The sequence below is a fragment of the Rothia terrae genome (assembly GCF_012396615.1).
Taxonomy (GTDB): Bacteria; Actinomycetota; Actinomycetes; order Actinomycetales; family Micrococcaceae; genus Rothia; species Rothia terrae.
The window spans coordinates 1-26,991 of sequence record NZ_JAAXPV010000018.1; the positions used below are offsets into that span (position 1 = coordinate 1).

28 protein-coding genes are annotated in these 26,991 nt (G+C 53.0%); 24 read left to right on the plus strand and 4 right to left on the minus strand.

Translation table 11 applies throughout. The annotated features are described in order from the left end of the window. Window positions 1–366: 366 nt before the first annotated feature. Complete coding sequence (locus tag HF984_RS09450) at window positions 367–975, minus strand: class I SAM-dependent methyltransferase (protein WP_168615427.1); 609 nt, start codon at window positions 973–975, stop codon at window positions 367–369. Between the two features lie 146 nt (window positions 976–1,121). Between HF984_RS09450 and hflX the strand changes: the two genes are divergently transcribed. The 3 genes from hflX to HF984_RS09465 all read left to right on the plus strand — a co-directional run bounded on the left by hflX (window position 1,122) and on the right by HF984_RS09465 (window position 6,613). Beyond that, window positions 1,122–2,720: a GTPase HflX gene (gene hflX / locus HF984_RS09455; protein ID WP_168615428.1), complete on the plus strand. Its 1,599-nt coding sequence runs from the start codon at window positions 1,122–1,124 to the stop codon at window positions 2,718–2,720. Continuing rightward, window positions 2,720–4,756 (plus strand): ATP-dependent DNA helicase, encoded by a 2,037-nt coding sequence (locus HF984_RS09460; protein WP_168615429.1) that lies wholly within the window; start codon window positions 2,720–2,722, stop codon window positions 4,754–4,756. The genes hflX and HF984_RS09460 overlap by 1 nt, the downstream gene beginning before the upstream one ends. Window positions 4,757–5,152: 396 nt before the next feature. After that, complete coding sequence (locus HF984_RS09465; protein ID WP_168615430.1) at window positions 5,153–6,613, plus strand: amino acid permease; 1,461 nt, start codon at window positions 5,153–5,155, stop codon at window positions 6,611–6,613. A 137-nt stretch (window positions 6,614–6,750) separates the two neighbouring features. Here the strand turns inward: HF984_RS09465 and lexA are convergent, their stop codons facing one another. Further along, window positions 6,751–7,470, minus strand: a complete 720-nt coding sequence (lexA, locus tag HF984_RS09470) for a transcriptional repressor LexA (protein WP_168615431.1) — start codon at window positions 7,468–7,470, stop codon at window positions 6,751–6,753. Between the two features lie 221 nt (window positions 7,471–7,691). Here lexA and HF984_RS11880 point away from each other — a divergent pair, with 221 nt between their 5' ends. The 7 genes from HF984_RS11880 (at window position 7,692) to HF984_RS09505 (ending at window position 12,568) form a co-directional block, all read left to right on the plus strand. After that, a complete protein-coding gene (locus HF984_RS11880) occupies window positions 7,692–8,204 on the plus strand; it encodes a LysM peptidoglycan-binding domain-containing protein (RefSeq protein WP_168615432.1) in 513 nt (170 codons plus the stop codon). Window positions 8,205–8,233: 29 nt separating this feature from the next. Continuing rightward, a complete protein-coding gene (locus HF984_RS09480; RefSeq protein ID WP_168615433.1) occupies window positions 8,234–9,364 on the plus strand; it encodes a histidinol-phosphate transaminase in 1,131 nt (376 codons plus the stop codon). Window positions 9,365–9,446: 82 nt separating this feature from the next. Beyond that, window positions 9,447–10,070, plus strand: a complete 624-nt coding sequence (gene hisB, locus HF984_RS09485; RefSeq protein ID WP_168615434.1) for an imidazoleglycerol-phosphate dehydratase HisB — start codon at window positions 9,447–9,449, stop codon at window positions 10,068–10,070. Window positions 10,071–10,073: 3 nt separating this feature from the next. Further along, the gene (gene hisH / locus HF984_RS09490; RefSeq protein ID WP_168615435.1) at window positions 10,074–10,754 is read left to right on the plus strand and encodes an imidazole glycerol phosphate synthase subunit HisH; all 681 of its coding nucleotides are present in this window, start codon (window positions 10,074–10,076) and stop codon (window positions 10,752–10,754) included. Beyond that, the gene (locus HF984_RS09495; protein WP_168615436.1) at window positions 10,755–10,922 is read left to right on the plus strand and encodes a hypothetical protein; all 168 of its coding nucleotides are present in this window, start codon (window positions 10,755–10,757) and stop codon (window positions 10,920–10,922) included. Between the two features lie 33 nt (window positions 10,923–10,955). After that, the gene (gene priA, locus HF984_RS09500; RefSeq protein WP_168615437.1) at window positions 10,956–11,693 is read left to right on the plus strand and encodes a bifunctional 1-(5-phosphoribosyl)-5-((5-phosphoribosylamino)methylideneamino)imidazole-4-carboxamide isomerase/phosphoribosylanthranilate isomerase PriA; all 738 of its coding nucleotides are present in this window, start codon (window positions 10,956–10,958) and stop codon (window positions 11,691–11,693) included. Then, complete coding sequence (locus HF984_RS09505) at window positions 11,693–12,568, plus strand: SseB family protein (protein WP_168615438.1); 876 nt, start codon at window positions 11,693–11,695, stop codon at window positions 12,566–12,568. Before priA ends, HF984_RS09505 begins: the two co-directional genes overlap by 1 nt. Before the next feature lie 150 nt (window positions 12,569–12,718). Here HF984_RS09505 and HF984_RS09510 read toward each other — a convergent pair whose 3' ends face one another. Further along, window positions 12,719–13,141, minus strand: a complete 423-nt coding sequence (locus HF984_RS09510; RefSeq protein WP_168615439.1) for a DUF1844 domain-containing protein — start codon at window positions 13,139–13,141, stop codon at window positions 12,719–12,721. Between the two features lie 333 nt (window positions 13,142–13,474). On the opposite strand from HF984_RS09510, the gene infC reads away from it, so the two are divergent. The 14 genes from infC (at window position 13,475) to HF984_RS09580 (ending at window position 26,147) form a co-directional block, all read left to right on the plus strand. Continuing rightward, the gene (gene infC, locus HF984_RS09515; RefSeq protein ID WP_168615466.1) at window positions 13,475–14,128 is read left to right on the plus strand and encodes a translation initiation factor IF-3; all 654 of its coding nucleotides are present in this window, start codon (window positions 13,475–13,477) and stop codon (window positions 14,126–14,128) included. Between the two features lie 194 nt (window positions 14,129–14,322). Continuing rightward, the gene (gene rpmI / locus HF984_RS09520; RefSeq protein ID WP_168615440.1) at window positions 14,323–14,517 is read left to right on the plus strand and encodes a 50S ribosomal protein L35; all 195 of its coding nucleotides are present in this window, start codon (window positions 14,323–14,325) and stop codon (window positions 14,515–14,517) included. 117 nt (window positions 14,518–14,634) lie between these two features. After that, window positions 14,635–15,018, plus strand: coding sequence for a 50S ribosomal protein L20 (gene rplT, locus HF984_RS09525; protein WP_168615441.1), 384 nt, complete (start codon window positions 14,635–14,637; stop codon window positions 15,016–15,018). Window positions 15,019–15,148: 130 nt separating this feature from the next. After that, window positions 15,149–15,532, plus strand: a complete 384-nt coding sequence (locus tag HF984_RS09530; RefSeq protein ID WP_168615442.1) for a hypothetical protein — start codon at window positions 15,149–15,151, stop codon at window positions 15,530–15,532. Beyond that, window positions 15,529–16,014, plus strand: a complete 486-nt coding sequence (locus HF984_RS09535; protein WP_168615443.1) for a hypothetical protein — start codon at window positions 15,529–15,531, stop codon at window positions 16,012–16,014. Before HF984_RS09530 ends, HF984_RS09535 begins: the two co-directional genes overlap by 4 nt. Window positions 16,015–16,113: 99 nt before the next feature. Beyond that, window positions 16,114–17,043: a TrmH family RNA methyltransferase gene (locus HF984_RS09540; protein ID WP_168615444.1), complete on the plus strand. Its 930-nt coding sequence runs from the start codon at window positions 16,114–16,116 to the stop codon at window positions 17,041–17,043. 8 nt (window positions 17,044–17,051) lie between these two features. Then, window positions 17,052–17,480: a (deoxy)nucleoside triphosphate pyrophosphohydrolase gene (locus HF984_RS09545; RefSeq protein WP_168615445.1), complete on the plus strand. Its 429-nt coding sequence runs from the start codon at window positions 17,052–17,054 to the stop codon at window positions 17,478–17,480. A gap of 155 nt (window positions 17,481–17,635) precedes the next feature. Next, window positions 17,636–18,454, plus strand: coding sequence for an iron uptake transporter permease EfeU (gene efeU, locus HF984_RS09550; RefSeq protein ID WP_168615446.1), 819 nt, complete (start codon window positions 17,636–17,638; stop codon window positions 18,452–18,454). A gap of 28 nt (window positions 18,455–18,482) precedes the next feature. Beyond that, window positions 18,483–19,661 (plus strand): iron uptake system protein EfeO, encoded by a 1,179-nt coding sequence (gene efeO / locus HF984_RS09555; protein WP_168615447.1) that lies wholly within the window; start codon window positions 18,483–18,485, stop codon window positions 19,659–19,661. Between the two features lie 37 nt (window positions 19,662–19,698). Further along, on the plus strand, window positions 19,699–20,961 hold the full coding sequence (efeB, locus tag HF984_RS09560; RefSeq protein WP_168615448.1) for an iron uptake transporter deferrochelatase/peroxidase subunit: 1,263 nt from the start codon (window positions 19,699–19,701) through the stop codon (window positions 20,959–20,961). A gap of 358 nt (window positions 20,962–21,319) precedes the next feature. Continuing rightward, window positions 21,320–21,547 carry a hypothetical protein gene (locus tag HF984_RS09565; protein ID WP_168615449.1) on the plus strand — a complete coding sequence of 76 codons (228 nt, stop codon included), beginning with the start codon at window positions 21,320–21,322 and terminating at the stop codon, window positions 21,545–21,547. Window positions 21,548–21,661: 114 nt separating this feature from the next. Beyond that, on the plus strand, window positions 21,662–22,789 hold the full coding sequence (gene pheS / locus HF984_RS09570) for a phenylalanine--tRNA ligase subunit alpha (protein ID WP_168615450.1): 1,128 nt from the start codon (window positions 21,662–21,664) through the stop codon (window positions 22,787–22,789). A gap of 2 nt (window positions 22,790–22,791) precedes the next feature. Further along, on the plus strand, window positions 22,792–25,341 hold the full coding sequence (gene pheT / locus HF984_RS09575; RefSeq protein WP_168615451.1) for a phenylalanine--tRNA ligase subunit beta: 2,550 nt from the start codon (window positions 22,792–22,794) through the stop codon (window positions 25,339–25,341). 191 nt (window positions 25,342–25,532) lie between these two features. Then, window positions 25,533–26,147 carry a hypothetical protein gene (locus HF984_RS09580; protein ID WP_168615452.1) on the plus strand — a complete coding sequence of 205 codons (615 nt, stop codon included), beginning with the start codon at window positions 25,533–25,535 and terminating at the stop codon, window positions 26,145–26,147. A 97-nt stretch (window positions 26,148–26,244) separates the two neighbouring features. On the opposite strand, the gene deoD is transcribed toward HF984_RS09580, so the two are convergent. Then, window positions 26,245–26,958 (minus strand): purine-nucleoside phosphorylase, encoded by a 714-nt coding sequence (gene deoD / locus HF984_RS09585; protein ID WP_168615453.1) that lies wholly within the window; start codon window positions 26,956–26,958, stop codon window positions 26,245–26,247. Window positions 26,959–26,991 lie beyond the last annotated feature (33 nt).

Genomic DNA, 26,991 nt, shown 5'->3' on the forward strand with positions numbered 1-26,991 from the left:
TCTGGAACTGTGGGTACCTTTTTGGTTACTCCGGAAGGTAATTGGGGTGAAACTGATCCTTCAATGATTCACCGTGACAGGTAGTGAGCTATGTTTTGGTGTTTTAGTGTATGGCTGAAGTTAGTCCCCATACATGTTATTTGCATTTGATAAGTTCTACGAACTGGTTCTCGGCGTCCGGTGAGTTCTTATTCGCAGGTGTCTTCGGTGGTGCGGGCGTTGATTTTCTTTGCGGCGTCGGACCCCTTATGAATAAGCCTCCGCCACCATTCGCACCCGATGGAACGCGGTAGCTACTTTAATTGCTCTAATTCTTTTCGGGTTAACCGTTATGTCATGGCTAATGTAGCGCTAACGTTGCGAACTTTAGCTCATTCTTTCCACCAGCAATATGCGGAAACCTTTAGAAGTCGCATAGCGATTGACTGAGTAGTCAGACCCCAGTTCGTTCACCAACCATTTCTGCAATGAGTCAGACCCCAGATTTTTCTGCACCACCAAATAGGCTTTACCGCCAACCGTCAGACGCGGTAGCCAGGTGCGCATAATGTTATGAAGAGCGTCCTTACCCACGCGAATAGGCGGGTTCGACCAGATAAGATCGAACTCAACATCGGTTGGAACATCCTCGGGTAAAGATACCTGCACATTGGTAGCTCCTAATCGCTCTGCATTCATGCGGGTGAGTTCCATTGAACGCTGATTGACGTCAACGGCATAAACCTGCGAATCAGGCGATTCTAAAGCCGCTGTGAGGGTAATTGGACCCCACCCGCATCCGATATCAAGGATGCGCGAACCGGTAGCCGGCGGAACCTCAGCGAGCAGAACAGCGGTGCCCTTATCAATACCGGCAGGTGAAAAGATGCCGGGTGCCGTCACCACGGTACGATCCTGCCCCGCCAACCGAACTTTCACCTGCTGAGGAGTGAACTCAGAAACGGGATTCGATGAAAAATAATGCTGCTCTGCCATAAAACCCATTTTACGTGCTCACACCTTAGTTCCTAAACGCGCAAGCTGTACGCCGTGGGGGAAAAGCCAACACCGAGCATAGTCAGGACGCTCATTCCCTCGATAGAATAGGGGAGCATTATTTTTGTCGAAAGGACTTTTCCGTAGTGACTGACACTCCCAACACCGATAAACTGCCCAGCGACGAGCAGTTGCGAGCAACTGTAGAGCGAGTGTTGGGCAGAGCAGAAACACCGAAATCCTCTAAAGTCCTAGACGAACGCGCTCGCGAACTCTCTGACCTTCGCGAAGAACACTCATCCTATGACGGTGAACAGCGGGATCTTGAAGAACGTCGCGCACTTCGCCGTGTTGCAGGTCTTTCAACGGAGCTTGAAGACGTTACCGAAGTTGAGTACCGACAGCTTCGCCTTGAGCGCGTTGTCTTAGCCGGGTTGTGGACTGAAGGTACGGTTCAGGACGCTGAAAACTCCCTTCGCGAGCTTGCAGCGCTGGCAGAAACTGCTGGTTCTGAGGTGCTTGATGGCCTTGTTCAGCGTCGCATGAAGCCCGACCCCAGTACCTTTCTCGGTTCAGGAAAAGCGCTGGAACTCAAAGAAATTGTTGAGATGCAGGGCGCCGATACCGTGATTGTTGATTCCGAACTCGCGCCCTCACAGCGTCGTGCACTTGAAGATATTGTCAAGGTAAAGGTCATCGACCGCACCGCTTTGATTCTTGATATCTTTGCGCAGCACGCTAAATCTCGTGAAGGTAAAGCCCAGGTCGAGCTGGCGCAGCTTGAATATATGCTGCCGCGTTTGCGCGGTTGGGGTGAATCCCTGTCCCGTCAGGCCGGTGGACGCGCCGCCGGTGGTGAAGGTATTGGTTCGCGTGGCCCCGGTGAAACAAAGATTGAGTTGGACCGTCGCCGCCTGCGTGCTCGCATGGCAAAACTGCGTCGTGAAATCGCGCAGATGAAGCCCGCCCGCGAGACCAAGCGTCTTAACCGTAAGCGCAATCGCGTGCCGTCGGTGGCTATCGCGGGTTACACCAACGCGGGTAAATCCTCCTTGCTTAACCGCCTCACCGACGCCGGCGTCCTCGTCGAAAACGCCCTGTTCGCAACTCTTGACCCGACCGTCCGCAAGGCACAAACACCTGACGGTGTGGGATACACCCTTTCTGATACCGTCGGTTTTGTGCGCTCGCTACCTACGCAGCTGGTTGAGGCATTCCGCTCCACTCTAGAAGAAGTGGCAGACGCCGATCTTATTGTGCACGTGGTTGACGTTTCACACCCCGACCCTGAGGGGCAGATCAAGGCAGTGCGCGAGGTCTTTACTGAGGTCGATGCACGGAACGTTCCCGAGCTCATCGTTCTCAATAAGGCTGACGCTGCTGATCCTTTCGTGGTTGAGCGTTTGCGTCTACGCGAGGAAAACAGCGTTGTTGTTTCAGCTCGTACCGGCGAGGGAGTCGACGAGCTCAAAGAGCTGATTGCGGATATGATTCCGCGTCCTTCCATTGAGGTTCATCTGATGGTTCCTTACGCACACGGTGAGGTAGTCTCACGACTGCACGAATGGGACGCAGAAATTTTGCGTACCGCCTTTATCTCAGATGGCACCTACGTACAGGCACTCGTGCGTGATGAAGTCGCATCAGAGCTATCAGAGTACGTGCTTGATGAAGAACTTTTAGAAGTTCTAGAACCTGAAATTCAAGAAGCACTGGATGCCGGTGCAACCGAAACGGTACGCTAATGAGCGGTGGGCAGGAATCCCAGCGCCAGCCCTTGACCGGTCAAGAGCTTGAGACTTTGCCGGGGGCTGCAGACGTCCTTGACCTTCTCGACGCGGTGGTGGACGCCAGCGGCGGGCAGAAACGCGACGGCCAGCGAACCATGGCCGCTCACGTTGCGCAGTCTCTCGAACTAGACCGTCACTTGCTGGTTCAAGCGGGCACAGGTACCGGTAAGTCTTTGGCCTACCTTGTTCCAGCCCTGCACTATGCTCAACACAGTGATAAACCAATCATTGTGGCGACCGCTACCTTGGCCTTGCAGTCCCAGATTGTTAACCGCGATATTCCGCGTCTGCTCGAGTCAGTGGGAGATCGCCCTGAGCGCGAGACAGAGGTAGCGATTCTTAAAGGGCGCAACAATTACGTCTGCTTGCACAAGCTTGAGGGCGGTTACCCCGATGATGAGCAAGAAACTCTCTTCGATGTTGATCCCGGTGGAGCTACCGGCAGATTAGGTGAAGAGGTTCTGCGTTTGCGCGCCTGGGCTGAAACTACCGATACCGGTGACCGCGATGAGCTCATTCCAGGTGTCAGCGATAAAGCGTGGCGACAGGTTTCAGTTAACGCCTCTGAGTGTTTGGGACGTAAATGCCCGTTGGTAGAGTCATGTTTTGCAGAGCTTGCAAAGACTCGTGCCAATGAATCTGACATCGTGATTACTAACCATGCTCTTTTGGCAATTAACGCCTTTGAAGGCATCGGCGTTCTGCCTGAGCACGAAATTGTGGTCATTGATGAGGCCCATGAACTTGCTGACCGCGTCACCGGAGCTGTTACCGGTGCGCTCTCACCGGCGATGGTTCATTCCGCAGCCCGCAGCATGAAGAAGAATACGAAAGCAGATTCTTCTCCGCTTGAGTCAGCTGCACGAAACTTGGATAACGCGTTAGACGGAATTCCTGCCGCCTTGCTGCCGAAGGGACTGCCCGAACGTGTTGGGCATGCCATGAGCCAGGTTTTGGACGCTACACGCACGGCGCTGTCCGATACCAAGAGCGACGCTAAAGACTCCGATGCCGGCCGCCAGATGGCTCGCGCTAAGCTCACCGAGGTGATGGAGCTTGCCGAGCGCATGCTCAATGCCGATGAAAAGTACGAGGTTGTCTGGATCTCGCGTGTAGGTTCTTGGGAGCCAGGACGCGGATATGTGGCTGCTTCCGATACGGATCCTGCAACCTTACACGTCGCACCGCTGTCAGTAGCAGGCCGCCTGCGTGAAGGACTCTTCGAAGACCGCACCGTGGTGCTTACATCGGCTACCTTGACGGTGGGGGAGTCTTTCGATTCCGTCGCGGGGGCACTGGGGCTTCAAGGAACGGGCGGACCTCGCTGGGAGGCCGTGGACGTAGGTTCGCCTTTCGACTACCCCAAGCAGGGCGTCCTTTATCTTGCGTCTGACCTGCCCAAACCCGGACGCGGCGTGTCTGAAGAGCAACTTCAGCGCGTGCTAGAGCTGATTGAGGCTTCTCGTGGTGGTGCGCTTGGACTGTTTTCCTCGAAACGTGGGGCAGAGCTTGCTGCAGAATACGTACGTGAACGCACCAATCTCAATATTCTCGTGCAGGGAGAATCATCGTTGCGTGCGCTGGTCAAAGAATTTGGCGCAGACACGGATTCTTGCCTGTTTGGCACAATGAGCCTATGGCAAGGTGTCGATGTGCCTGGTGACTCATGCCGACTGGTCATTATGGACCGCATTCCTTTCCCTCGTCCTGATGATCCTCTGTCTGCCGCTCGTACACGCGCGGTGGCTGAGTCCGGCGGCAACGGATTCATGGCTGTTTCTGCCTACCACGCTGCGATTCGTATGGCGCAGGGAGCAGGACGTCTAGTGCGATCCGTCAACGACCGCGGTGTAGTTGCTGTTCTAGATTCGCGCATCGCCACTCAGCGGTACGGAAGCTACCTCGTGAAAGCTCTACCGCCTTTTTGGACGACCCAAAATAAGGACGTTACGGTCGGTGCTTTGGAGAGACTCGCTGCCAGCATTGACTAGGCTCTTTGCCGATCCTTGAAAACGTCTTGGTGTCGCGGGGCTGGTTTCTGAAAACCAGCCCCGCGATTTTTATTTCTCAACTGTAGAAACTTGAACATACATCGTCATCTTGTTTTTACGAGCATCAGCGTTGCATAGCAAACTCTGTCATTTCCTTCGCTGGATGCGGGTAATCATCGATAACCCCGCACAAAGGAAGGAAGAACCCCCGTTATTTTGTGCGGTTTCCATCCTTTCAGTTTTAAAAGGAAGTACCATTGGTATTAGTGTGCTTGAGAGCGCAGTAAATCTATAATTTTCACTGGCGGATTTTATTCATAAAATCCAAACGTTCAGTAGCCTCAAGGTATTGAGCGTTCAACACCGTGAAATACACATCAATACAGGTGAATAGCAATGGCATCTAGCGCTCAAACTCAAGATATTTCTGAGCAAAAACTGGATCGCGGCCTGTCAAACCGTCATTTGCAAATGATTGCAATTGGCGGCGCGATTGGTACCGGTCTGTTCTTCGGCTCGGGTAAGCTCATCAGCCTTGTCGGCCCCTCGGTAATCTTTGTGTACATGATTATCGGGTTCGTGCTTTTCTTCGTGATGCGAGCACTCGGTGAGCTCCTGCTGTCCAACCTCAACTACAAAACCTTTGGCGATATCGCCAAAGACCTTATCGGTCCCTGGGCCGGCTTTTTCGTCTCGTGGAACTACTGGTTCTCCTGGGTTGTTGCGTGTATCGCTGATATCGTAGCTATTACCGCCTACGCCCAGTATTTCAACCCCGATATTCCTGTCTGGTTACCGGCTTTGCTCACGGCTTCAGCGCTCTTAATTTTGAACCTTCAGCCGGTTAAATTCTTTGGCGAAACAGAGTTCTGGTTCGCAATTATCAAGGTCGTAGCGATTCTGGCGCTCATCGTTGTTGGTCTTTACCTGATCTTCAGCGGTCACCATAATCCCAACGGAACGACAGCTCAGGTATCTAACCTTTGGAACTACGGTGGATTTTTCCCCACCGGTCTGAGCGGCTTTATTCTGGGCTTCCAGATGGGTATTTTTGCCTTTATCGGTATTGAGCTGGTAGGTACCACAGCTGCTGAAACCGAAAACCCGCACCGAAACCTGCCTAAGGCTATTAACTCCATCATCATGCGTATCTTGGTGTTCTACGTGGGTGCACTGAGCATCATTATGATGGTTACTCCCTGGGTAGACATCGATCCAGAACAGAGCCCCTTCACCTCCATGTTCGGCATGGTCGGATTCACCGGCGCAGCGTTTGTGGTCAACCTTGTGGTTTTGCTCTCTGCCGCGTCCAGCGCCAACTCCGGTGTTTATTCGGCTAGCCGTATGGCGTACTCGCTGGGACTTGACCGACATGCGCCTAAACTTTTTGCACGCAAAAACAAGCGTCATGTGCCGTCTAATGCTGTTTTCTTCACCGCGGTTTTCGCATTCTTGTCGATCCCGTTACTGCTAGCCGGCGATACCCTGGTTTCGGCATTCACCGTGATCTCATCTTTGTGCTCCACCTGCATCCTCTTTACCTGGGGTAGCATCGTGGTCAGCTACATCAACTACCATCGCAAGTTCCCTGAACGTCACGCGGCCTCGCAGTTCCGCATGCCACTTCCTAAAATCACTCCGTGGTTTATTCTTGCGTTCTTTGCCTTTATCGTTTTTGCACTGGCACTGGGCGAAGATACCCGTATCGCTTTGATTCTTATCCCGCTTTGGTTTGTTGTCCTCACCATTCTGTGGAAGGTTACCAAAGCTAAATTGGAACGTGAGCACCTGCCTGTTACCGGCATGATCCCGATTCAGACCCCTGAAGAAATCGCTCGTAACTTCGAGAATAAATAACCCTGGTGCGGGGCATAGCGTTCATGCAGAATAGTGAAGGTTTGCCCGCCATTAAAATCAGGTAACACATAAAAGAGGCCGCCCCACCATATTCACGATGGTGGGGCGGCCTCTTTTGATGTGCAGATGCTTTTGCTCTAAAGGCTTCTGAGAACCGAAACTACCTTGCCCATGATAAGAGCGTGATCGCCGATAATGGGCTCATACTGGGTGTTTTGGGGCAGTAGCCAGGTATGACCATCGCGTTGGCGGAAAGTTTTGACAGTCGCTTCATCATCAAGAAGAGCCGCCACAATATCCCCGTTGTTAGCGGTGTGTTGCGAACGTACAACCACCCAGTCACCATCCATAATTGCTGCATCAACCATGGAATCACCTTTAACACGCAACATGAACAGCTCGCCGTTTCCAACAAGCTGTCGAGGTAGCGCCATGGCATCCTCGATGTTTTGTTCCGCTGTAATGGGAGCACCCGCTGCGATGCGGCCCATCAAAGGAACCTGTGCAAGATCGTGAGAGGGCGGTTCGAAAGAGGGAATCTGCGGTGAAGCCACAAGGTCTGCGGTGGTCTCTTCAGCAGAATGCTCCGCATCGCCAAAATTGAGGACTTCAATAGCGCGGGGACGTTTTGAATCGCGACGGATATATCCCATCTGCTCCAAACGCGAGAGCTGATGAGTGACAGAAGAAAGCGATGCTAGACCAACGAGATCTCCGATTTCGCGCATTGACGGCGGATAACCGCGTTCATCAATGGCGGTGGAAATGGCGGTCAAAATTTTCTGTTGGCGAGCGGTGAGGGGCTTAGCACCGCGAGGACGCTTACCCTGCGGAGTATCTGGCGTGCTGTAACTCACTGGTTGCTCGTTTCTGTAGTCCTTATTTTGTCAGTCCCCAGTGTTTGACTAGTGCTCACTGGTGTCTTAGTTCTATCAGCCTATGGCACTTTTATTCGAAAACCAAACATTTGTTCTAATTTTTCTCGACTATGTTCGAATTTTCTGATAGAACATATATACGAAGTTCGAACAAAGTTTCGAATATTTGGTTTCCTGTTCAGTAAGAAGGAGTTCCGATAGTGAGTACTGTAGTTATCCCGCGTCCTGTCCGTCCCGGCACGGCTTTTTCGCGTGCTAACGCTGTGGTTCGTCCGCAACGGGTAGAGAGCGCACCGCTTCCTTCTGCTCAGCTTCGAGTGATCAAGCCTGCGCGGCAGCTTCCTCAGCCTGTTCGAAACCAACGAGATTTAAACCCGAGCGTCGCGCCGGCTACCCGGACATCTCGTCGAGGCCGCCTACTTTCTATGCTCAAGGGACTTTCTTTCATGACTCTAGGTGCCCTCATCGTTCTAGTCGGTGCATCCTTTGTCGCCCCTCAGGATGCCCAAGCTGGTTCAAGTCCGGTTGATTCATCATCAGTGGGTCGTACAGTGACTGTTGATGCTGGTCAAACCCTTTGGGATGTTGCGCGAGAAGTGAGCCCCGAATCGGATCCTCGTGATGTGGTGAATCTGATTATCGACGTCAATAATCTTTCCAGCACTACTTTGCATACTGGTCAGAATCTGGAAATCCCCGTAATGAATGGTTAGTACGTCGTAGTTGTGATTAGACTGGCAGTGTGAGTGAAGCATTACAAGCACTTGAGAACCTGCCTATTCGCGACGACTTGCGTGGTCGCTCACCGTATGGCGCGCCCATGATTGATGTTCCTATTACGCTAAACGTCAATGAGAATACGCACCCGATGCCCGATGAGGTGGTAGAAGCCATCGGTGCTGAAATCGGTAAAGTTGCCCACCGACTCAATCGTTACCCCGACCGTGAATTCGTTGAGTTGCGTCAAGAACTCGCAGAGTTTTTAGGGCACGGGCTCACAGCTGACAATGTATGGGCTGCTAACGGCTCAAATGAAGTACTTCAGCAACTTTTCCAAGTTTTTGGCGGGCCAGGGCGAAGCGTCATGAGCTTTGTGCCCACCTATTCCATGTACCCGCTTTTGGCTGATGGTACCAATACCGAATTTATCGCCGGAGAGCGTGCGGCGGACTTTACCCTCACCGCAGAGTCTGCGGTTGCTCAAGTTATCAAGCATCGCCCTCATATTGTGGTGCTGTGTTCGCCGAACAATCCCACCGGCACCGCTCTGGAAAAAGAAGTTATCGAGCGGGTTTACTCAGCGGTCGAAGAACTGGATGGCATTCTCATCGTTGATGAAGCCTACGCCGAGTTTGCGCAAGATCCAGAGCAGACAGCTCTGACGCTGTTACCTGGACGCGATCGTTTGGTGGTTAGTCGCACCATGAGTAAAGCGTTTGCATTTGCTGGTGTGCGACTGGGCTATTTCGCGGCGCACCCTGCCATTGCGGATGCGGTTCGACTAGTTCGTTTGCCCTATCATCTGTCATCGGTCACACAGGCAACAGCTTTGGCGGCTTTGCGTCATCGTACGCAACTGTTAGCAAACGTTGAGGATATTAAGGATGCGAGAAACCGCATCGTGACTAGGCTCCGTGAGCTGGGACTTAAGCCTGCTGAATCTGATTCCAATTTTGTATTTTTCTCGGGGCTGCAGGATGAGAAGGAGGCCTGGGAGTATTTGCTGGCAGACGGTATTTTAGTTCGAGATAACGGTATTGCCGGGCACTTAAGAGTGACGGCAGGTACACAAGAAGAAACCACAGCTTTCTTGCAATCTTTGGAGAATTATTTGGTGAGCACCGGCGCTTACCTGCCTGCATCTGATCACTAGAGCCGCCATACAGTTCTGTGAGAAAAACCGTTTCGCTTCATGCTCTGAAAATCTAGATCACCTCGTTAAGGACGCTAACCACATGACTCAATCTTCAACAGATTTTGGCTCTCGTACTGCCAAAATTGAACGTACTACCAGTGAATCCAGTGTCAGCGTAGAGATCAACCTGAATGGCACCGGTGCATCGAACATCGATACCTCTGTGCCGTTTTACGATCACATGCTGACGGCCCTTTCCAAGCACTCTCTGATTGATATGAACATTAAGTGCACGGGTGATACTCACATTGATGTACACCATACGGTGGAGGACACCGCGATTGTTCTGGGCGAGGCTCTCAAGCAGGCTTTAGGTGATAAAAAGGGTATCCGCCGTTTTGGTCAGGCGACCGTTCCCCTTGATGAAGCTCTTGCTTCGGCTGTTGTGGATATCTCTGGGCGTCCGTATCTGGTGCATGGTGGTGAGCCTGAAGGGTTTGAGTTCCATCTAATCGGCGGTCATTTCACGGGATCGATGGTGCGCCATCTATTTGAAGCGTTCGCGTATCATGCGGGAATCTGCCTGCATATCAATGTGTTGGGCGGACGCGATCCGCACCATATTGCGGAGGCAGAATTCAAAGCATTGGCGCGTGCTCTGCGAGAAGCCGTAGAATCGGATCCCCGACATAATGATATTCCTTCGACTAAGGGTGCATTGTAAATAATGACTAATACCAGTAAACCTACCGTTACCGTTTTGGACTATGGCGCGGGCAACGTGCGTTCTGTGGTGCGTGCACTTGAAGCGGCTGGCGCTCGCGTTGTTTTATCGCGTAGAGAAAAAGATGTGCTGGGTGCTGATGGTTTGGTTGTTCCCGGTGTTGGAGCTTTTAAGGCTGTGATGGACGGTCTGAAAGAGGTCGATGCTCCGCGTATGATTGGACGCCGCGTGGCTGGCGGGCGTCCGGTGCTGGGCATCTGTGTTGGGCTACAGATTTTCTTTGATGAGGGCGTGGAACACGGTGTTAAAGCTGCCGGTATGGGGGAGTGGCCCGGTGTTGTTGAGCGACTGAAAGCAGATGTTGTTCCACATATGGGGTGGAACACTATTTCAGCTCCTGAAGGCTCGGTTCTCTTTCACGGGATTGAGAATGAGCGTTTTTACTTTGTGCATTCTTATGCTGTTCAAGAATGGAACTTCGATCAGAACAACGAGTCGATGGTTCCTCCTCAAGTGACGTGGTCTGACCACGGTGGTCCTTTTATTGCTGCGGTTGAAAATGGTCCGTTGAGTGCAACCCAGTTCCATCCTGAAAAGTCAGCGGAGGCTGGTTTGCAGCTGTTGCGCAACTGGATTGGTTCTTTGCCTGTGACCGGTCGCCTGGACGAGAGTGAAGGAGAATAAATGGATCCCACAGTATCCGGTCTGATTTTGATGACTTTTGGAGCGTTCTTGGTGGGCGGTGGCTATTCCTTTCGCAAGCAGGGGCTGCCTCTTATCGCTCAGATTGTTTTGTTGATTCTTGGGTTAGCTGCTTTTGCCTACGGCGGTTACGTACTTTTCGCGTACTAAATCAGGCAGCGAGTGAAGAGAGAAGGTTTTTCGATGGCTAAAAAATATTTGGAGCTGTTGCCTGCAGTAGATGTTGCAAACGGTCAGGCAGTGCGTTTGGTTCAGGGCGAAGCTGGGTCTGAGACCGGTTATGGCGACCCCGTGGAGGCTGCCCTGGCTTGGCAGGAAGCCGGTGCCGAATGGCTGCACCTTGTCGATTTGGATGCGGCGTTTGGGCGCGGCGACAACATCGAAGTCTTGAAGGGCGTTGCTGAGAAGCTGGATATCAAGATTGAGATGTCCGGTGGCATTCGTGATGACGAGTCGCTGGCTCGTGCGTTGAGCTTGAACCCCGCTCGCATCAATTTGGGTACCGCTGCTTTGGAAGATCCCGAGTGGACGCGTCGTGTCATCGCTGAGCACGGCGACGTTATCGCTGTGGGGTTGGATGTTCGTGGAACCACGCTCGCGGCCCGCGGATGGACTAAAGAAGGCGGCGACTTGTGGGAGGTACTTGATCGTCTTGAGGATGATGGGTGCGCTCGCTATGTCGTTACGGATGTTACGAAGGACGGCACGTTGCAGGGCCCAAATCTTGATCTTCTGCGCGATGTTGCCCGCCGCACTGATAAGCCGGTTGTCGCATCCGGCGGTATTTCTCAATTAGATGATATTCGTGCTTTGCGTGAGCTGGTGGGCGAGGGCGTAGAAGGAGCCATTATGGGTAAGGCTCTGTACGCCGGTAAGTTCACCTTGGAGGAAGCTCTTGAGGTTGCGGGACGTCCTGAATAATGGCTGAGCACTCGCACGAACACCATAGCAAGCGTGAGCTTCCCGCTCATATTCAAGCTCAGTTGGCAAGTGCCGGTAGAGAAACTGATACCGGTGGTCAGCCGTGGTCTGGGCGAAACTTAGGGGAGGGCACGTCTCATACGCATCAGTATCCGACTGATACCGGTGAAACTGAACAGAAGCTTGCGCGTGTGCTTGAGATGTTTTCACACGGTGAAGCTGGAGAAGAAGATGTTGTTCAGGCTCTGCGGGGTACGCGCGTGTTTGCGCCGGTTGTTGCGCAACTTTCTCAGGCGCATATCACTGATGAAGGTTTGGTTTCAGATAAGGAGTCGGACATGGCGTTGGTGAGCATCCAGGCTCCTGACGGGCGCAAGGCTCTTCCTCTTTTCACTGATGTTGATGCACTGACACAGTGGCACCCTCAGGCTCGTCCTGTGGCGGCTGATATCCGCAAGACGTCTTTGAGTGCTGTGGAAGACGAGAATCAGCTGATGGTTGTAAATCCTGGTCAAGACGTGACTTTTGTGGTGCGTCGACCAGCTGTTTGGGCGCTGGCAAAGGATGAGCCGTGGGTTCCTTCCTATAAGGATGATGCGGTTGCTCATGAGCTCACCCGCATCGGGGCTCAATTGCCTGCCGTGGTGGCGGTTCGCGCTTCGCGCGGTCAGGGAGTTAATACTGTCCATGCGTCCGGACGCGAGTTGGATGGTGGCGGCCACGGTCCAGAGCTCAAAATTACGCTGGTTTTGCGTCCTGCCCTGACGCGTGAGGAGCTCAACGCGACGGTGCAGGGTTTTCAGCAACTTCTCGCTGCTTCAACGGTGGTCTCTGAAAAGGTCGACTCTGTGCATGTAGCCTTGGCTTCGGCTTAGCTGTAGCCTTAGCGAGTCTAAAACCTTCTCGGATGACGCGTGAGGGCGGGTACTTCTTCACTGAAGTACCCGCCCTCATTTGTTTGACAGCGTATCTAGCATCGGCCGCCGTCTTACCGTGCATTCCGTGGCGGATGCGTCAGCCACCTCTTAGTAAACGGGGCCGGTGAATTTTTCGCCCGGTCCCTGTCCGGGGGCGTCGGGAATCTGGGATGCTTCTTTGAATGCAAGCTGGAGGGTGCGTAGACCATCGCGCAAGGGGGCTGCGTGCTGTGATCCGATTTCGGGAGCTGCTGCGGTGACAAAACCTGCAAGTGCGGTGATGAGTTTGCGGGCTTCATCAAGGTCTTTGAGTTCCTGCGCATTTTCTTCAGCTGCTAGACCGCACTTGACTGCTGCAGCGCTCATCAGATGTACAGCGGCGGTTGTGATGATCTCGACTGCAGGTACTTCGGCGATATCACGCATCTGTGCGTTTACTGCATCAATTTCTTCCTGCGAAGGGTCGTAACCGTTGGATGCTTCAGCGGAGGTCTCTTCAAAACGGAAGGTATTGTTTTCTTCGTTAGCCATGTCATAAGAATCTCACATCTGTGAGGTGAGCTGAAATCTACCGTCCTAAACCGCAGGGATATCGTCATATTCACACCGGAATATCGCGGTAAACCTTGTCTTAAAAATTATCCCCGTGTAAAGTAGTGTCAAGTTTGCAAGCGGAAGTTCGCTTCCCACCTGCGTCGGTCGTATGGCTGACAGGTATTACAGAGATAGGTCCTTTCGCGGATTATCATCTGTACTCAAAGGAGTATTTGAGCCTTCGCTTGCGTATGCAACGAAGGCTTTTTTCGTTTGTATAACAATCTTAAAATTGAGGGTTTCACCCCCATCTAGTACAGGAGCTTTGTCATTAGCGATCCCCGTATCAATGAAAGAATCCGTGTTCCGGAAGTACGACTTGTCGGACCGGGCGGCGAACAGGTAGGCATCGTTCGCGTTGAAGATGCACTGCGTCTGGCGCGCGAATCGGATCTTGACTTGGTTGAAGTTGCACCGAACGCTAAGCCGCCGGTGTGTAAACTCATGGACTTCGGTAAGTACAAGTACGAAGCTGCTGTCAAGGCACGTGAATCCCGCAAGAAGCAGGTTAACTCTGCTTTGAAGGAAATTCGTTTCCGCCTCAAGATTGACACCCATGACTATGAAACCAAGGTTGGGCACGCTCGTCGTTTCCTCAACGGCGGTGACAAAGTCAAGGCTATGATTCAGTTCCGTGGTCGTGAACAACAGCGCCCCGAGATGGGTGTGCGCCTGCTTGAGCGTATGGCTGCAGATTTGGCCGAGGTTAGCACCATAGAGTCTAACCCCCGAGTTGACGGCCGTAACATGGTGATGGTTCTGGCACCGCTTCGCGGTAAGGCAGAAGCTCGCCGTGACTCTAACAAGAACTCAGGCGGACGCAAGGGTCGTGAACGCGTCGACACCACCACTGCAACCCCTGTATCCAATTCTTTGGCAGATGCTATGCCCGAGGAATTGAAGGCACAGGCTTCAGCAGAATAAAGAACTGAATGTCAATGCGTGACTGAACGGTGAACCCCACCGGGAAGCACACGCAGGCTGCTAGAGGCCACTCCATTGGATCTCGATAAGCCAAACCTTTCGAGGTGGCATTGTGCAAACAATTGCTACAGACACAAGTTTCTTGCGCTCGTTTTAGGCGGACGCAAGGCGAAACGTAAAGGAGAACGGCAGACATGCCGAAGCAGAAGACCCACTCTGGTGCTAAGAAGCGCTTCAAGCTCACCGGTACTGGCAAGGTAAAGCGCCAGCAGGCAAACCGCCGCCACTACCTGGAGCACAAGTCCTCACGTCTGACCCGTCGTCTGGCATCTGACCAGATCGTAACCGGTGGTCAGGCTAAGGTCATCAAGAAGATGCTGAACAAGTAAGGTTCACCCTTCTTTTCACCGCTTGTGCCCTGTTGGGCTGATAGAACTTTTTAGAACTCGCTCCTGCTACCGGCGTTAGTTTTTGCTGGTAGGGGACATAAGACGAAGGAGACACACGTGGCACGTGTGAAGCGCGCGGTTAACGCGCACAAGAAGCGTCGCGTCGTATTGGATCGCGCATCAGGTTACCGTGGCCAGCGTTCACGCCTTTACCGTAAGGCTAAGGAACAGGTCACTCACTCACTGGTATACAGCTACGATCACCGTCGCAAGAAGAAGGGCGACTTCCGTCGTCTCTGGATTCAGCGCATCAACGCAGCTGCTCGCGCAGAGGGCCTGACCTATAACCGTTTCATCCAGGGTCTGAAGGCTGCTGAGGTTGAGGTTGACCGTCGTATGCTCGCTGAGCTCGCTGTTAACGATTCAGCTGCTTTCTCAGCTCTCGTTAAGATTGCTAAGGACAACCTGCCTGAGGACACCTCAGCTCCCAAGGCTGCGTAAGTTTTAGCTTTTAGCGTTTGAAAATGCCGCTCACTGTCAGGTGGGCGGCAATTTTGCTCTTAAAAAACTTCTCAGGCTGAGTCGAACAATCAGATATGATGAGGTAAACCACTCCTGATGAACAGGCACAATGGAGCAAGCAACCAACGGGCAGAGAATAGACTGGCCAGAATATAAAAAGTTAAAAATTGCCATTATTGTTTGGGTTATCCTGCTTGCTATCGCTGCTCTGGCCTTTCACATCTGGCATTTTTCTACCCGGGGTGCGGTGGAAAGCAAGAAGTGTTCGGTGTATTTCGTTGAAACACGAGAAGAAGATAACTTCTGGACCGTTGATCTTTCCACCCTTGAGTGTGGGAAGCTCCATCTGCGGAAGCAGATATCATCTGAGCAGGTTTCATTTTATGAATCGCTTGTAGGGCAAGAGATAGAAGTTGAGGTTTTCCCTCTTCAAAGAGAAGAAATTCCGGGGACGCCTTTTAAAGAAAATTCCGTGAAAAAGGTGGAACTGTGAAAATTTTATTTGAGCCTTTGGGTTTTCGCATTGTACCGGATGATTACGTTGAACCTGATGTCTCTCCTTTGATGCTCTATCTCTGGTCAGGCTTTGTTGCCATGGTATTTATCTGCGTGCCTACTGGCTATCTAGCTATCCAGCGTTATAGTGCTGAGCATACTGACACCTACATAACCTGCACTCTCAAGGACGCTAGTGTTTCTGAACGTGCTGAGCGGGCTGAAAGAAATGAAGCTCGGGTGGTTTTTAAAACCGAAGGTTGCACTACCTTTATCTATGAAGGATTCAACTTTGATCTTTGTCCTCGTGACTTAGAATCAAAGCTGAAATCATACAACGGTCAGCAGATTATGTTTCGGCAGAGCCCTTTCTACTGGTTGCCTACGCAGAGTCATGAGACTGATCAATTTGCGGTTGGTGATTTAGATTTTCGAACGTGGAACATTCACCAGTTACGGTCTAATACGTGCTCGTCGTAGCCTTTATGAGCAGTTGATACTTGAGACTGCACGCCAAGCCTTTTTCCCGCTAGTCGTTGAGCGGTACAGCATTTTGGCATTCGTGAGACAATGAAGGCTATGGATTTTAAAGAACGCCTGTGCACCCCCGTCATGATGGAAAACCCTCACGCTGATCGCGTGAAGGATATCGCTAAGCTCGCTACCCGTAGCGTCCGCACTAAGAAGAAGCAATTTTTGGTGGAGGGACCTCAGGCTGTGCGTGAGGCGCTGAAAGCTCACCTTGAGAACCCAGTCTTGGACGCGGTCTATATTACCGAGGCGGCGTTTGAACGTCACGATGACATTGCTGAGCTGATGGAAGAGGTCCACGGAACACCGACCCCTGAAGCTGGACGCAAGGTGTTTATGCGTATGGTGACCGATGAGGTTCTGGATGCCATGGCTGGGGCTGTGACTCCTCAGGGCGTTCTTGCGGTTTCATTTATGTTAGATAAAACCCCTGCCGATATTTGGGGTGCAGACGCTATCAACCCCCACCTTGTTGCTGTCTTGGCACGCGTCCAGGACCCGGGTAACGCAGGCACTATTATTCGAACTGCCGATGCCGCCGGTGCCGATCTTGTGGTTCTGTCTAAAGGTACCGTTGATGTCTATAACCCTAAGGTGGTTCGATCAACAGCGGGATCAATTTTCCACGTACCCATGATTTCAGGCGTTGAGCTCGAAGAATTTGCCGAGGACGCTAAAGCCCAAGGCATTGGTGTTCTGGCAGCTGATGGCTACGGCAAGGTTAACCTCAACGACCTTGAGGATGCGGCTGCGGCAAAGCGTCTTGGCGTTGAGTTGGAAAATAAGCCAAAGTATGACTTATCTCGTAAGACCATGTGGCTGTTCGGTAATGAGGCTCAGGGGCTGAGTCCTGAAGAAAAGCGTCTGGCGAATACGCGAGTTGCTGTGCCGGTGCACGGTAGCGCTGAGTCCTTGAATGTGAGTATCGCCGCGGCCGTTTGTCTGTACGCGTCTGCTCGTGCGATTCATGAGGCTTGAGGTGTTCGATGTCCAAGCAGTTTGACGTTCAGGTAGTGGGTGCCGCCATCCTGAATTCTCTCGAGAATCCCACCAAAATCTTGTTGAGCCAGCGAAGTGGTCCTGAATCTTTGCGCGGAAAATGGGAGTTTCCCGGTGGCAAAGTGGATGCGGGGGAGACCTGCCAAGAGGCGCTTGTGCGTGAACTTGTCGAAGAACTCGGTATTGAGACAAAGCTCAGCGTAGAAATCCCCGGACCTTTTGAGCAGGGGTGGCAACTGACTGAACGCCACGCCATGCGAGTGTGGTGTGCTGAGATTTCAGTGGGAGAGCCACGAGCGCTTGAAAGGCAACTCGCAGTGCAGTGGTTTGATGTGGCTGAGACTTTGAAGGAAATCGACTGGATTCCTGCAGATTTTCCTATTGTTGAGGCCCTTTTAGCGACCATTCAGAGATAAAAAATAGTGATATGGCGGCGTCTAGCGTGGACGTCGCCATTTTTTCGTTAAGTAATAAATAATTTGAACATACAAATTTTTCGTATTACCCACCCCTGAGAGTAACATTAGTCTTGCCTAAATAACTTCTAAGTCTCATTTAAGTAAGGTTTACGGTGCTACAAAATTTCTTGATTGGCTTGCGCGAAGGGCTTGAAGCAGCTCTCGTCGTAGGCATTTTGCTTGCCTACGTGCGTAAGACCAACCGTCACCACCTTGTACCTAAAATCTGGGCTGGCGTTGGTTTCGCAGTGCTCGTCTCACTTGGGTTTGGCGCGCTTCTGACCTTCGGACCGCAGGGCCTCACCTTCGAAGCTCAAGAAGCAATCGGTGGCTCACTGTCCATTATCGCCGTTGGTTTTGTTACCTGGATGATTTTCTGGATGGCAAGCAACGCGCGACATCTATCGTCCGAACTCGGCCAAAAAATTGATGCGGTACAGACCAGCACATGGTCTGTGATTGTCTTGGCTGCTCTATCTGTTGGACGCGAGGGGCTAGAAACTGCGCTCTTCTTATGGGCAGCTACTAAGGCCAGTGGCCAAGGAATCAGCGTGGCTCTGATGGGTGCTCTTGCCGGTATCGCGGTGGCAATCGTCCTTGCTTGGTTACTGATGAAGGGCGTTCTCAAGCTGAACCTCTCAACCTTCTTCACCTGGACAGGTGCCTTCCTGATTTTTGTTGCCGCGGGCGTCCTCGCTTACGGTGTCCATGACCTGCAAGAGGCTGGCCTCTTACCCGGCCTGCACAATCTTGCGTTTGATGTCTCGCATATTATTGCACCCACCTCAGTGACAGGAACCTTGCTGAAGGGCATCTTTAACTTCTCGCCCGCGACCACTTGGGCTCAGGCTATTGTATGGGTGCTTTACGTAGCAATCGCCCTTTTCTTCTTTATCGCTGCTCAGCGTAGAAACACCCGCGCGCGCCGCTAATTCACTCACATTCAATCGAAAGAAAATCATGACATCTCATCATATTCTCAGCACTTTCGCAATCACCTCTTTGGCAGCAATGACGCTGGCAGGGTGCACTCCTAATAATCCAGCTTCAGGTTTCGACGGCTCGATCAAGGTTTCGTCAACCGAGAGCGAATGCAAGGTGTCCGCCACCGAAATTAAAGCCGGGAACACAGTGTTTAACGTGACCAACGATGGCTCACAGGTTACCGAGTTCTACATTCTGGCAGAGGACGGTCTGCGCATCATTTCAGAAGTTGAAAACATCGGGCCAGGCATTACTCGCAATCTGACAGTCACCCTCTCCGAGGGCAACTACAAGACCGCGTGTAAGCCGGGTATGGTTGGCGATGGCATCCGCGGTGATCTCACGGTTACGGCTAACCCCGATGCACAAGAAGTCTCAGCCGACGAGCAAAAACTCCGCGAAGACGCACAGACCCAGTACGCTGCGTACACCAAGGATCAGATTGATCAGTTGGTTACTGCCACCGAATCTTTTGCCGAAGCCTACAAATCAGGTGACGATGATGCTGCTCGTGAACAGTACGCACCTGCACGACTGCACTTTGAACGAGTAGAGCCGGTGGCGGAGTCATTCGGGGATCTCGACCCCGCACTGGATGCGCGTGAAGCTGACCTTGAAGAAGGTCAGGAATGGACGGGGTGGCATCGCATCGAAAAGGATTTGTGGCAGCCTACCGCTGAAGAAAATGACGGCAAAAAGTACACGCCGTTGACCGACGCTGAGCGCGCAGAAGTAGCTGACAAGCTCGTTGAAGATACCAAGAGTCTCCAAGAGAAATCTCGCGACCTGGCCTTGACCGTTGACCAGATTGGCAACGGTGCGAAGGGACTTCTCGATGAGGTCGCAGCAAGTAAGGTAACCGGTGAAGAAGAAATCTGGTCGCACACCGATCTGTCAGACTTCCAAGGAAACATCGACGGCGCTAAGGTCGCATACGACGTTCTCAAGCCCATCGCAGAAAAGAAGGACGCCGAGCTAACTAAGGACCTCGACAAGAAATTTGCTGATGTTCAGCAGCTTCTTGACCAGCACTCAACTGACGGCACATTTGTCAGCTACGAAGAGCTCTCTGAAGACCAAGTACGCGAGCTTTCAGACGCAATCGATTCGTTGAGCGAACCCCTTTCTAAACTCACCGGAACAGTCGTCAGCTAAATTTCATCACCCACTTACCCCCGCGACAGGAGCACCCATGCCCACCAATAATCAACCGCGTTTTACTCGCCGCGCCGCGCTCGGTGGTGCAGGTGCTGCTGTTGCGGCGGCATCGGCGGCCGGCGCAGGCTACTGGGCAGGACGTCCAGCCCCAGCCCAGGCCGCTGATGATTCTCACGCCTTTTACGGAGAGCACCAAAGCGGTATCGAAACCCCGGCACAGGACCGCATGCACTTTGTTGCTCTCAACGTCAAAGTTGAAACTGCCGAAGAACTCAAGGAGCTGTTCCAGGAATGGAGTGAAGCCGCGGCGATTCTGATGGCAGGCCACGAACTAGGAGACGCCACAAACTACGAAACTCCGCCCGATGACACTGGCGAAGCAATGGATCTGTCTGCAGCTCACCTGACTCTCACCTTCGGGTTGGGACGCTCGCTTTTTGTAGATGGCAACGGCAAGGACCGTTTTGGCTTTGCCCATCAGCTCCCCGAAGCTCTTGTTGAAGTTCCTAAAATGCGCGGGGACGCACTTGAAGAGAACCGTAGCGGGGGAGACCTCTGCATTCAAGCCTGCGCTGATGATCCGCAGGTCGCCGTCCATGCCATTCGTAACCTTGTGCGTATCGCATCCGGACGGGCCGTCGTCGCGTGGAGCCAGCTCGGTTTCGGGCGAACCTCATCCACCTCAACCACGCAGAAAACTCCGCGTAATCTTTTCGGTTTTAAAGACGGCACGAACAGCCTGAAAACTGAGAATGCAGACTTGCTAGCGCAACACGTGTGGACGTCCACCGAGAATTCTAAGGGGAATCCCAACTGGATGAACGGTGGATCTTACCTTGCGACGCGCCGCATCCGTATGCTCATTGAACCGTGGGATAGGGCGCCGTTGCGCGAGCAAGAGGATATTATCGGGCGTACTAAGCGTGAGGGTGCACCGCTTTCAGGCGGTGGTGAATTCGATGCTCCCGACTTTTCGATGAAGGGACGCGGCGGGCCGATTATCCCGCATAACTCGCACCTGTATCTGATGCATCCCGACCAAAATAATGGTGTGCAGATGCTCCGACGCGGCTTCAATTACACCGATGGTACGGACGGTCTCGGTCACCTGGATGCAGGGCTATTCTTTATTGCCTTTGTCTGCGACCCGCGCACGCACTTTATTCCGATGCTTCGCACCATGACCAGTTCAGATGCGCTCAGCGAGTACCTCAAACACAATGGCTCAGCACTCTTTGCGGTGCCGCCGGGTATCCGCGATGAAAATGATTTCATTGCCTCGGGCTTGTTCGAATAGAAGAGGGCTTATTCATAGGCACCTGCAAGCCCATTCGGAACGCAGTATGTTTCCGCACGGTAGAGATACTCTTTTGACGCCGGTAAGGTGGAAGAAGTCCTAGATACCTAGTGAGCAGGAACAATGAGTCAAAACCACAACGACTTTTCCGAGCACAGTACGTATAGCGAGCGCGTGACCGAGCGCTTTGTAGGCAAAGATGTGTCAGCCACCCCAGCGACGGTGCGGGTTCTGCAAGCGGTGGCAATTGTGGGAACAACACTCACGTATCTTGATACCTACCTCTTAACCGACCGGCGCGGGTGGATCAGCATTCTTCTTGGTGCTTTCCTATGCTTTTTTTATCTGCAGGTTTGTCGTGCGCGGTTTGGGCGCCCGCAACGGTACCGCGCGCATGATTGGCTTTATCTGCGCGATATTCTCTGTCATCGGTGGTGGCTTGGGGTTGGTGCTGGCGCTGTCTAACCCATACACTTTCGCAGATATTGCTGTAGCTTCTAGCTACCTTGTATTGGGCTTAGCGTGGTTTGTTTTCGACTACCAAAAACCCTCCAAACAGCACTTTGGATCTCAGCTGAAGCAGTAATTTATTCCCACTATCTCTTCACCTTTTTCTCGCGTCCCTTACCTGTATTAGACTGGTAGAGAATGCCTGAAATACGGCAGTTATCCCAGATTCATCGATGTGAAGAAGAGTTTTATGACTGATTCACCGACCGAGAATGCGCAGAACCCAGAATCTTACGAGGTTTTGGCGAATATCGCACAGGTCCTAGAGAACGATCCCGACAACGGTTTAGAGAAAGTTCGTGAGGCGTTTAACGGCGAGTTTGAGCGTGCTCAGCAGGCAGTGGCTGAAGAGGCAACTGATCTCGATCAGCTCAAGCGCGTGCGTTTGGCATTTACAGGCGACAAGAGCGCGTTTACCCTGGCGAATAAGCAGATGCGTAGTCTCTCAAAGGAGCACAAGGCTGAGGTCGGTAAGCTCATGGGTCAGGCTCGCGGACGCTTGAACAAGGTTCTTGAGGGCCGTACCGCCGAGCTTGAAGCTGAACGCGAGGCTCGCATCCTCGTCGAAGAAGCTGTCGATGTGACCGCTACGTCCGGTCGTCGTCATGCCGGCGCGCGTCACCCCATCAACGTTTTGCAGGAATCTCTGACCGACATCTTTGTGGGTATGGGCTGGGAAGTTGCTGATGGCCCCGAGCTTGAATCTGAGTGGTACAACTTCGATTCGCTGAACTTCAAACCCGACCACCCCGCGCGTGAGTTGCAGGATACTTTCTTCGTTGATCCTGTTGAGAAGCATCTGATGCTGCGTACTCACACCTCACCGGTGCAGATGCGCTCGCTACTGTCACGTGATGTTCCGCTGTATATTGTGTGCCCCGGTCAGGTGTACCGCACCGATGAGCTGGACGCGACGCACACCCCCGTCTTCCACCAGATTGAAGGCTTGGCGGTTGATAAGGGCCTGAGCATGGCTGATTTGAAGGGCACTTTGGAACACCTTGCACGTTCCATGTTCGGCCCCGAAGCGAAGATTCGCCTGCGTCCTAATTACTTCCCGTTCACTGAGCCTTCCGCTGAGCTTGATATCTGGCATCCCACCGCTAAGGGCGGTCCCCGTTGGATCGAGTGGGGCGGTTGCGGCATGGTTCACCCCAACGTTCTGCGCGCTGCTGGGATTGACCCTGAAGTCTACTCTGGCTTTGCTTTCGGTATGGGTATTGAACGCACTCTCATGTTCCGCAACGGCGTTGCCGATATGCACGACATGATTGAGGGCGATATTCGTTTCTCACAGCAGTTCGGAATGGAGATCTAATAATGCGAATTCCTTTGTCTTGGCTGCGTGAATACGCGCCTGTTCCTGCAGATGCTACTGCAGAAGATGTGATGGCTGACCTGGTGAAGGTTGGTTTTGAAGAAGAGGACGTTCACCGCCCCTCTGACGAGCTGTCCGGCCCAATTGTCGTTGGCCAGGTTCTGTCGATGGAATCCGAAACTCACTCCAACGGTAAGACTGTCAACTGGTGCCAGGTTCGAGTTGTCCCTGAGGGACAGACCCAGACTCTGACCGGTAAGGGCATTGAAGAATCTGGTGTGCAGGGCATCATTTGTGGTGCGCACAACTTTGTACCCGGTGACAAGGTGGTAGTAACGCTGCCCGGAGCTGTTCTGCCCGGTGGTTTTGCGATTACTGCGCGTAAAACCTACGGCCACAAGTCAGCAGGCATGATTGCGTCCGTCAAAGAACTCGGTATTGGTGACGACCACGGCGGAATCCTCGTTCTGTCTACTCTCGGTCTTGATCCTGAAATCGGCACTGACGCGATGGAACTGCTGGGGCTGTACGACCAGGCTGCTGAAGTCAATGTGACTCCCGACCGCGGTTACGGTTTCTCCATTCGCGGTATTGCCCGCGAATACTGCCACGCGACCGGCAACTCCTTCGACGATTTCGTGCTCGAGTTGGCTGCGAAGGCACCGGCTGCTAACGCGGCAGGCTTCCCTGTCAAGGTTGATGACTCAGCTCCTATTCACGGAAACTCAGGTTGCACCCGCTTTGTGACTCGCAAGGTAACCGGCTTCGACGCATCCGCACCCGTACCTACCTGGATGTCATCGCGTCTGCGTTTGGCAGGCGTCCGCTCCATCTCGCTGGCAGTGGACATCTCTAACTACGTCATGCTTGAGACCGGCCAACCCCTGCACTTCTACGATGCAGACAAGCTGGACGGTAGCATCATTGTACGACGCGCATCCGCAGGTGAAAAGCTCACCACCTTGGATGAAAAAGAACGCGAACTGCACGCTGAAGATCTTTTGATTACCGATGCGTCCGGCCCCATTGGCTTAGCCGGCGTTATGGGCGGCGCATCCACTGAGGTATCCGAATCAACCAGCAGCATCCTGATTGAAGCTGCTCGCTTTGACGAGGTTTCGATTGCTCGCACTGCCCGCCGTCATAAGCTGACGTCCGAGGCATCCAAGCGTTTTGAACGCGGCGTTGACCCGCAGATCCAGGCGGCAGCTGCCCAGCGTGCTGTTGATTTGCTGGTAGAGCTCGGCGGGGCAACTGTTGAAGAAGGCGTCACCGATTTCGGCGATGCGTTTGAACCCACCGTGGTAGAGCTTCCTAACGCATACACTGCATCGCGTGTGGGCATCAACTACACTCCCGAGCAGGTCACTCAGACACTGACTGAAATCGGCGCCAGCGTTGAAGCGGGGGAGAGTGCTTACCGCGTCACCGTTCCGTCATGGCGTCCGGATATCACCGATAAGGAAGATCTGACCGAAGAGGTCGCTCGTCTGGTGGGCTACGACCAGATTCCTTCGACCCTTCCGGTAGCTCCTCCCGGACGCGGTTACACCGTTGAGCAGACCGTGCGCCGTCGCGTGCTCAACTCTTTGGCTGCTGCAGGTAGCGTTGAAGTCTTCGCGTACCCCTTCGTATCAGCCGACGATAACAACCTGTGGGCATCAGCATCAGCCAATGAGACCGTTGAATCCATCAAGCTGGCTAACCCCATTGCTGAGAACACCGGTTGGATGCGCCGATCACTGCTTCCCGGACTCACCACCGTGCTCAAGCGCAATACTGCGCGCGGCTTCCGCAACTTAGCGATTTTCGAAACCGGTTACGTCTTCATTCCGAAGGCTGAACTCGGTGTAGAGAGCATCCCCGGCCTGGGCCAGAAGCCCGCCGACGATGTTCTTGAGGCTATCAACGCAGGTTTACCCGAACAGCCTCGCTACATCGCTGGTTTGTTCGCTGGTACTGACACCGAAGCAACCCCCGGCGTCACCCCGCGAGCTTACGATTGGCAGGACGCAGTAGATGCGGTTCGTCTGATTTCTTCCGTGACCGGGGTAGAGATTGTTATTTCTCAGGGTACTCACCAGGCCTTCCACCCGGGACGTACCGCAGCCCTATCGCTGGCTGACGGAACCCACCTGGGCTATGCCGGTGAGTTGCATCCTAAGCTCCTTGCAACCACTGATATGCCCGAGCGCACTGCGGCCTACGAGCTGAACTTCTCAGCGCTGATCGAGGCTAAGACCGGCGTGATTGAGGCAACCGGTATTTTCGGTTACCCTGCCACCAACCAGAACGTGGCGTTGATTGTGGACGCGGATATTCCCGCATCCGACATCAAGGCGGCGCTCGCTGAAGGTGCAGGCGACTTGCTTGAAGATATCCGCGTGTTTGACGATTACCGTGGCACCGGCATCGAAGAGGGCAAAAAGTCTGTTGCGTTTACCCTGCGATTCCGCGCAGATGACCGCACTTTGACTGCTGATGAAGCATCAGCCGCTCGTGAGGCTGCTGTAGCTGTAACCGCTGAACGTTTTGGAGCTACACAGCGCTAAAACATTCTATCGATGATAGTGAAAAGGGACGCTAGTGAGCTAGCGTCCCTTTTTGCTGGAGTGTTCAGCCGTAAAATCTGTGAACTCGGTGCGAATCGGCGGTTATATTACCCAAACGGTGTCGTTGATAAGTGTGATGTGAGGTAGAGTTGACTGTTCACAGATGTTCGGTGAAATGGTAGGAGAAAACCGTGAGCCAGGATTACCAAGAGACTGATTTTTTCGAATTTGATGATGAAGACGAGCAGCGTTCTTCTCGCGAGAATAATAAGTTTCGTTTGGCTGCTATCGGAACCATGCTAGCTGCCGTCATCATCGCAATTTTGCTGTCTTTGTTCGGCGTTCGTTCGATGAACGAGGCAAGTGCTAACGAAGGATACGAAGGGCACACCTGGGTGATCAGCGGTGATTACGTGGATTTGACCCCGGACCTGCAGACTAAGTCCAATGTCGCGATTTATCAGGGGGCACTGCCAGCTGACCAGCGTTTGGTGGGCGCGGATTACCGTTCTGACCTGCAGGACGTCCAGCAGGTGAAGTCGGTGGGTGAGACCGTTAAATTCCGTGGCTCGCAGACTGGCGATGTGCGTGAGGACTTCCCGGAGAAAGTTGATGCCTTGTTGGTCGAAAAAGATAACGGCGAGTTGCAGGTTGTCAGAACGGGCGAGGAAGGTTCTTTGAAAGAGGTGACTAACTCTACCGTGACGATGCAACGCGTGACAGGCTGGGCCATGATGGTGGCTTCGCTACTTGTCCTGGTTGGCGGTGTTCTCGGCACTATCTATTTCTTCCGCAAAGAATCATAAGTTTTGCCAGCTGTTCAAAGGGGCGGGGGATGCACTAGCATCCACCCGCCCCTTTGCTATATCTGAGCTCTATTTGAACCTCAGCGGTGTACTTGAGTTAGGACGCAGCAACCGGCAGTACCAGTTCCATCATGGTGGTGAAAGCGGTTTCTCTTTGCTGAGAAGTGGTCTCTTGTCCGTTGAAGATGTGATCAGAGACAGTGAAGACTGCCAGTGCCTCAGATCCTGCTTGCGCCGCAGTGGCGTAGATACCGGCTGATTCCATTTCGACGGCGAGCACGCCCATGTCAGCCCAACGCTGGTGAGCGGTGGAATCGAAATTGTAGAAAACATCTGAAGAGAGGACGTTGCCGACGTTCAGCTTCACCCCTTGGCGGTTTGCTTCTTGTGCAACAGCACTCAGCAAAGACCAAGAGGCCGTGGGCGCAAACGTACCGGGCAGATTGTACTGATTCATAAAGTTAGAATCTGTGGACGATGCGGAGGCGACCACGATATCAAAGAGGCTGAGATCGGGTTGCAGTCCGCCACATGAGCCAATGCGGATGAGTCGTTTGACGCCAAAGACGTGAATGAGTTCCCACGTATACAGACTTGCAGACGGGATGCCCATACCGGTGCCCATGACCGAAACCTGTTGTCCCTTGAACTCACCGGTGAAGCCGAGCATATTGCGTACGCCGTTGAATTGTTGGACGTTAGTGAGATAGTTTTCTGCAATGAACTGCGCACGCAGGGGATCGCCTGGCAGGAGCACGGTTTCTGCAATGGGAACACTATTGGGATTGATATGCGGGGTTGACGACGTCATGAAAATGATCTTTCTGTCAGTGGAAAGGGGCAG

Bases quoted from the DNA above. Each gene is read 5' to 3' on its own strand.
- HF984_RS09450 (WP_168615427.1), bottom strand. From the start codon at position 975: ATGGCAGAGCAGCATTATTTTTCATCGAATCCCGTTTCTGAGTTCACT.
- HF984_RS09460 (WP_168615429.1), top strand. From the start codon at position 2,720: ATGAGCGGTGGGCAGGAATCCCAGCGCCAGCCCTTGACCGGTCAAGAG.
- HF984_RS09465 (WP_168615430.1), top strand. From the start codon at position 5,153: ATGGCATCTAGCGCTCAAACTCAAGATATTTCTGAGCAAAAACTGGAT.
- hisB (WP_168615434.1), top strand. From the start codon at position 9,447: ATGACTCAATCTTCAACAGATTTTGGCTCTCGTACTGCCAAAATTGAA.
- hisH (WP_168615435.1), top strand. From the start codon at position 10,074: ATGACTAATACCAGTAAACCTACCGTTACCGTTTTGGACTATGGCGCG.
- HF984_RS09495 (WP_168615436.1), top strand. From the start codon at position 10,755: ATGGATCCCACAGTATCCGGTCTGATTTTGATGACTTTTGGAGCGTTC.
- priA (WP_168615437.1), top strand. From the start codon at position 10,956: ATGGCTAAAAAATATTTGGAGCTGTTGCCTGCAGTAGATGTTGCAAAC.
- HF984_RS09505 (WP_168615438.1), top strand. From the start codon at position 11,693: ATGGCTGAGCACTCGCACGAACACCATAGCAAGCGTGAGCTTCCCGCT.
- HF984_RS09510 (WP_168615439.1), bottom strand. From the start codon at position 13,141: ATGGCTAACGAAGAAAACAATACCTTCCGTTTTGAAGAGACCTCCGCT.
- rpmI (WP_168615440.1), top strand. From the start codon at position 14,323: ATGCCGAAGCAGAAGACCCACTCTGGTGCTAAGAAGCGCTTCAAGCTC.
- HF984_RS09530 (WP_168615442.1), top strand. From the start codon at position 15,149: ATGGAGCAAGCAACCAACGGGCAGAGAATAGACTGGCCAGAATATAAA.
- HF984_RS09540 (WP_168615444.1), top strand. From the start codon at position 16,114: ATGGATTTTAAAGAACGCCTGTGCACCCCCGTCATGATGGAAAACCCT.
- HF984_RS09545 (WP_168615445.1), top strand. From the start codon at position 17,052: ATGTCCAAGCAGTTTGACGTTCAGGTAGTGGGTGCCGCCATCCTGAAT.
- efeO (WP_168615447.1), top strand. From the start codon at position 18,483: ATGACATCTCATCATATTCTCAGCACTTTCGCAATCACCTCTTTGGCA.
- efeB (WP_168615448.1), top strand. From the start codon at position 19,699: ATGCCCACCAATAATCAACCGCGTTTTACTCGCCGCGCCGCGCTCGGT.
- pheS (WP_168615450.1), top strand. From the start codon at position 21,662: ATGACTGATTCACCGACCGAGAATGCGCAGAACCCAGAATCTTACGAG.
- pheT (WP_168615451.1), top strand. From the start codon at position 22,792: ATGCGAATTCCTTTGTCTTGGCTGCGTGAATACGCGCCTGTTCCTGCA.
- deoD (WP_168615453.1), bottom strand. From the start codon at position 26,958: ATGACGTCGTCAACCCCGCATATCAATCCCAATAGTGTTCCCATTGCA.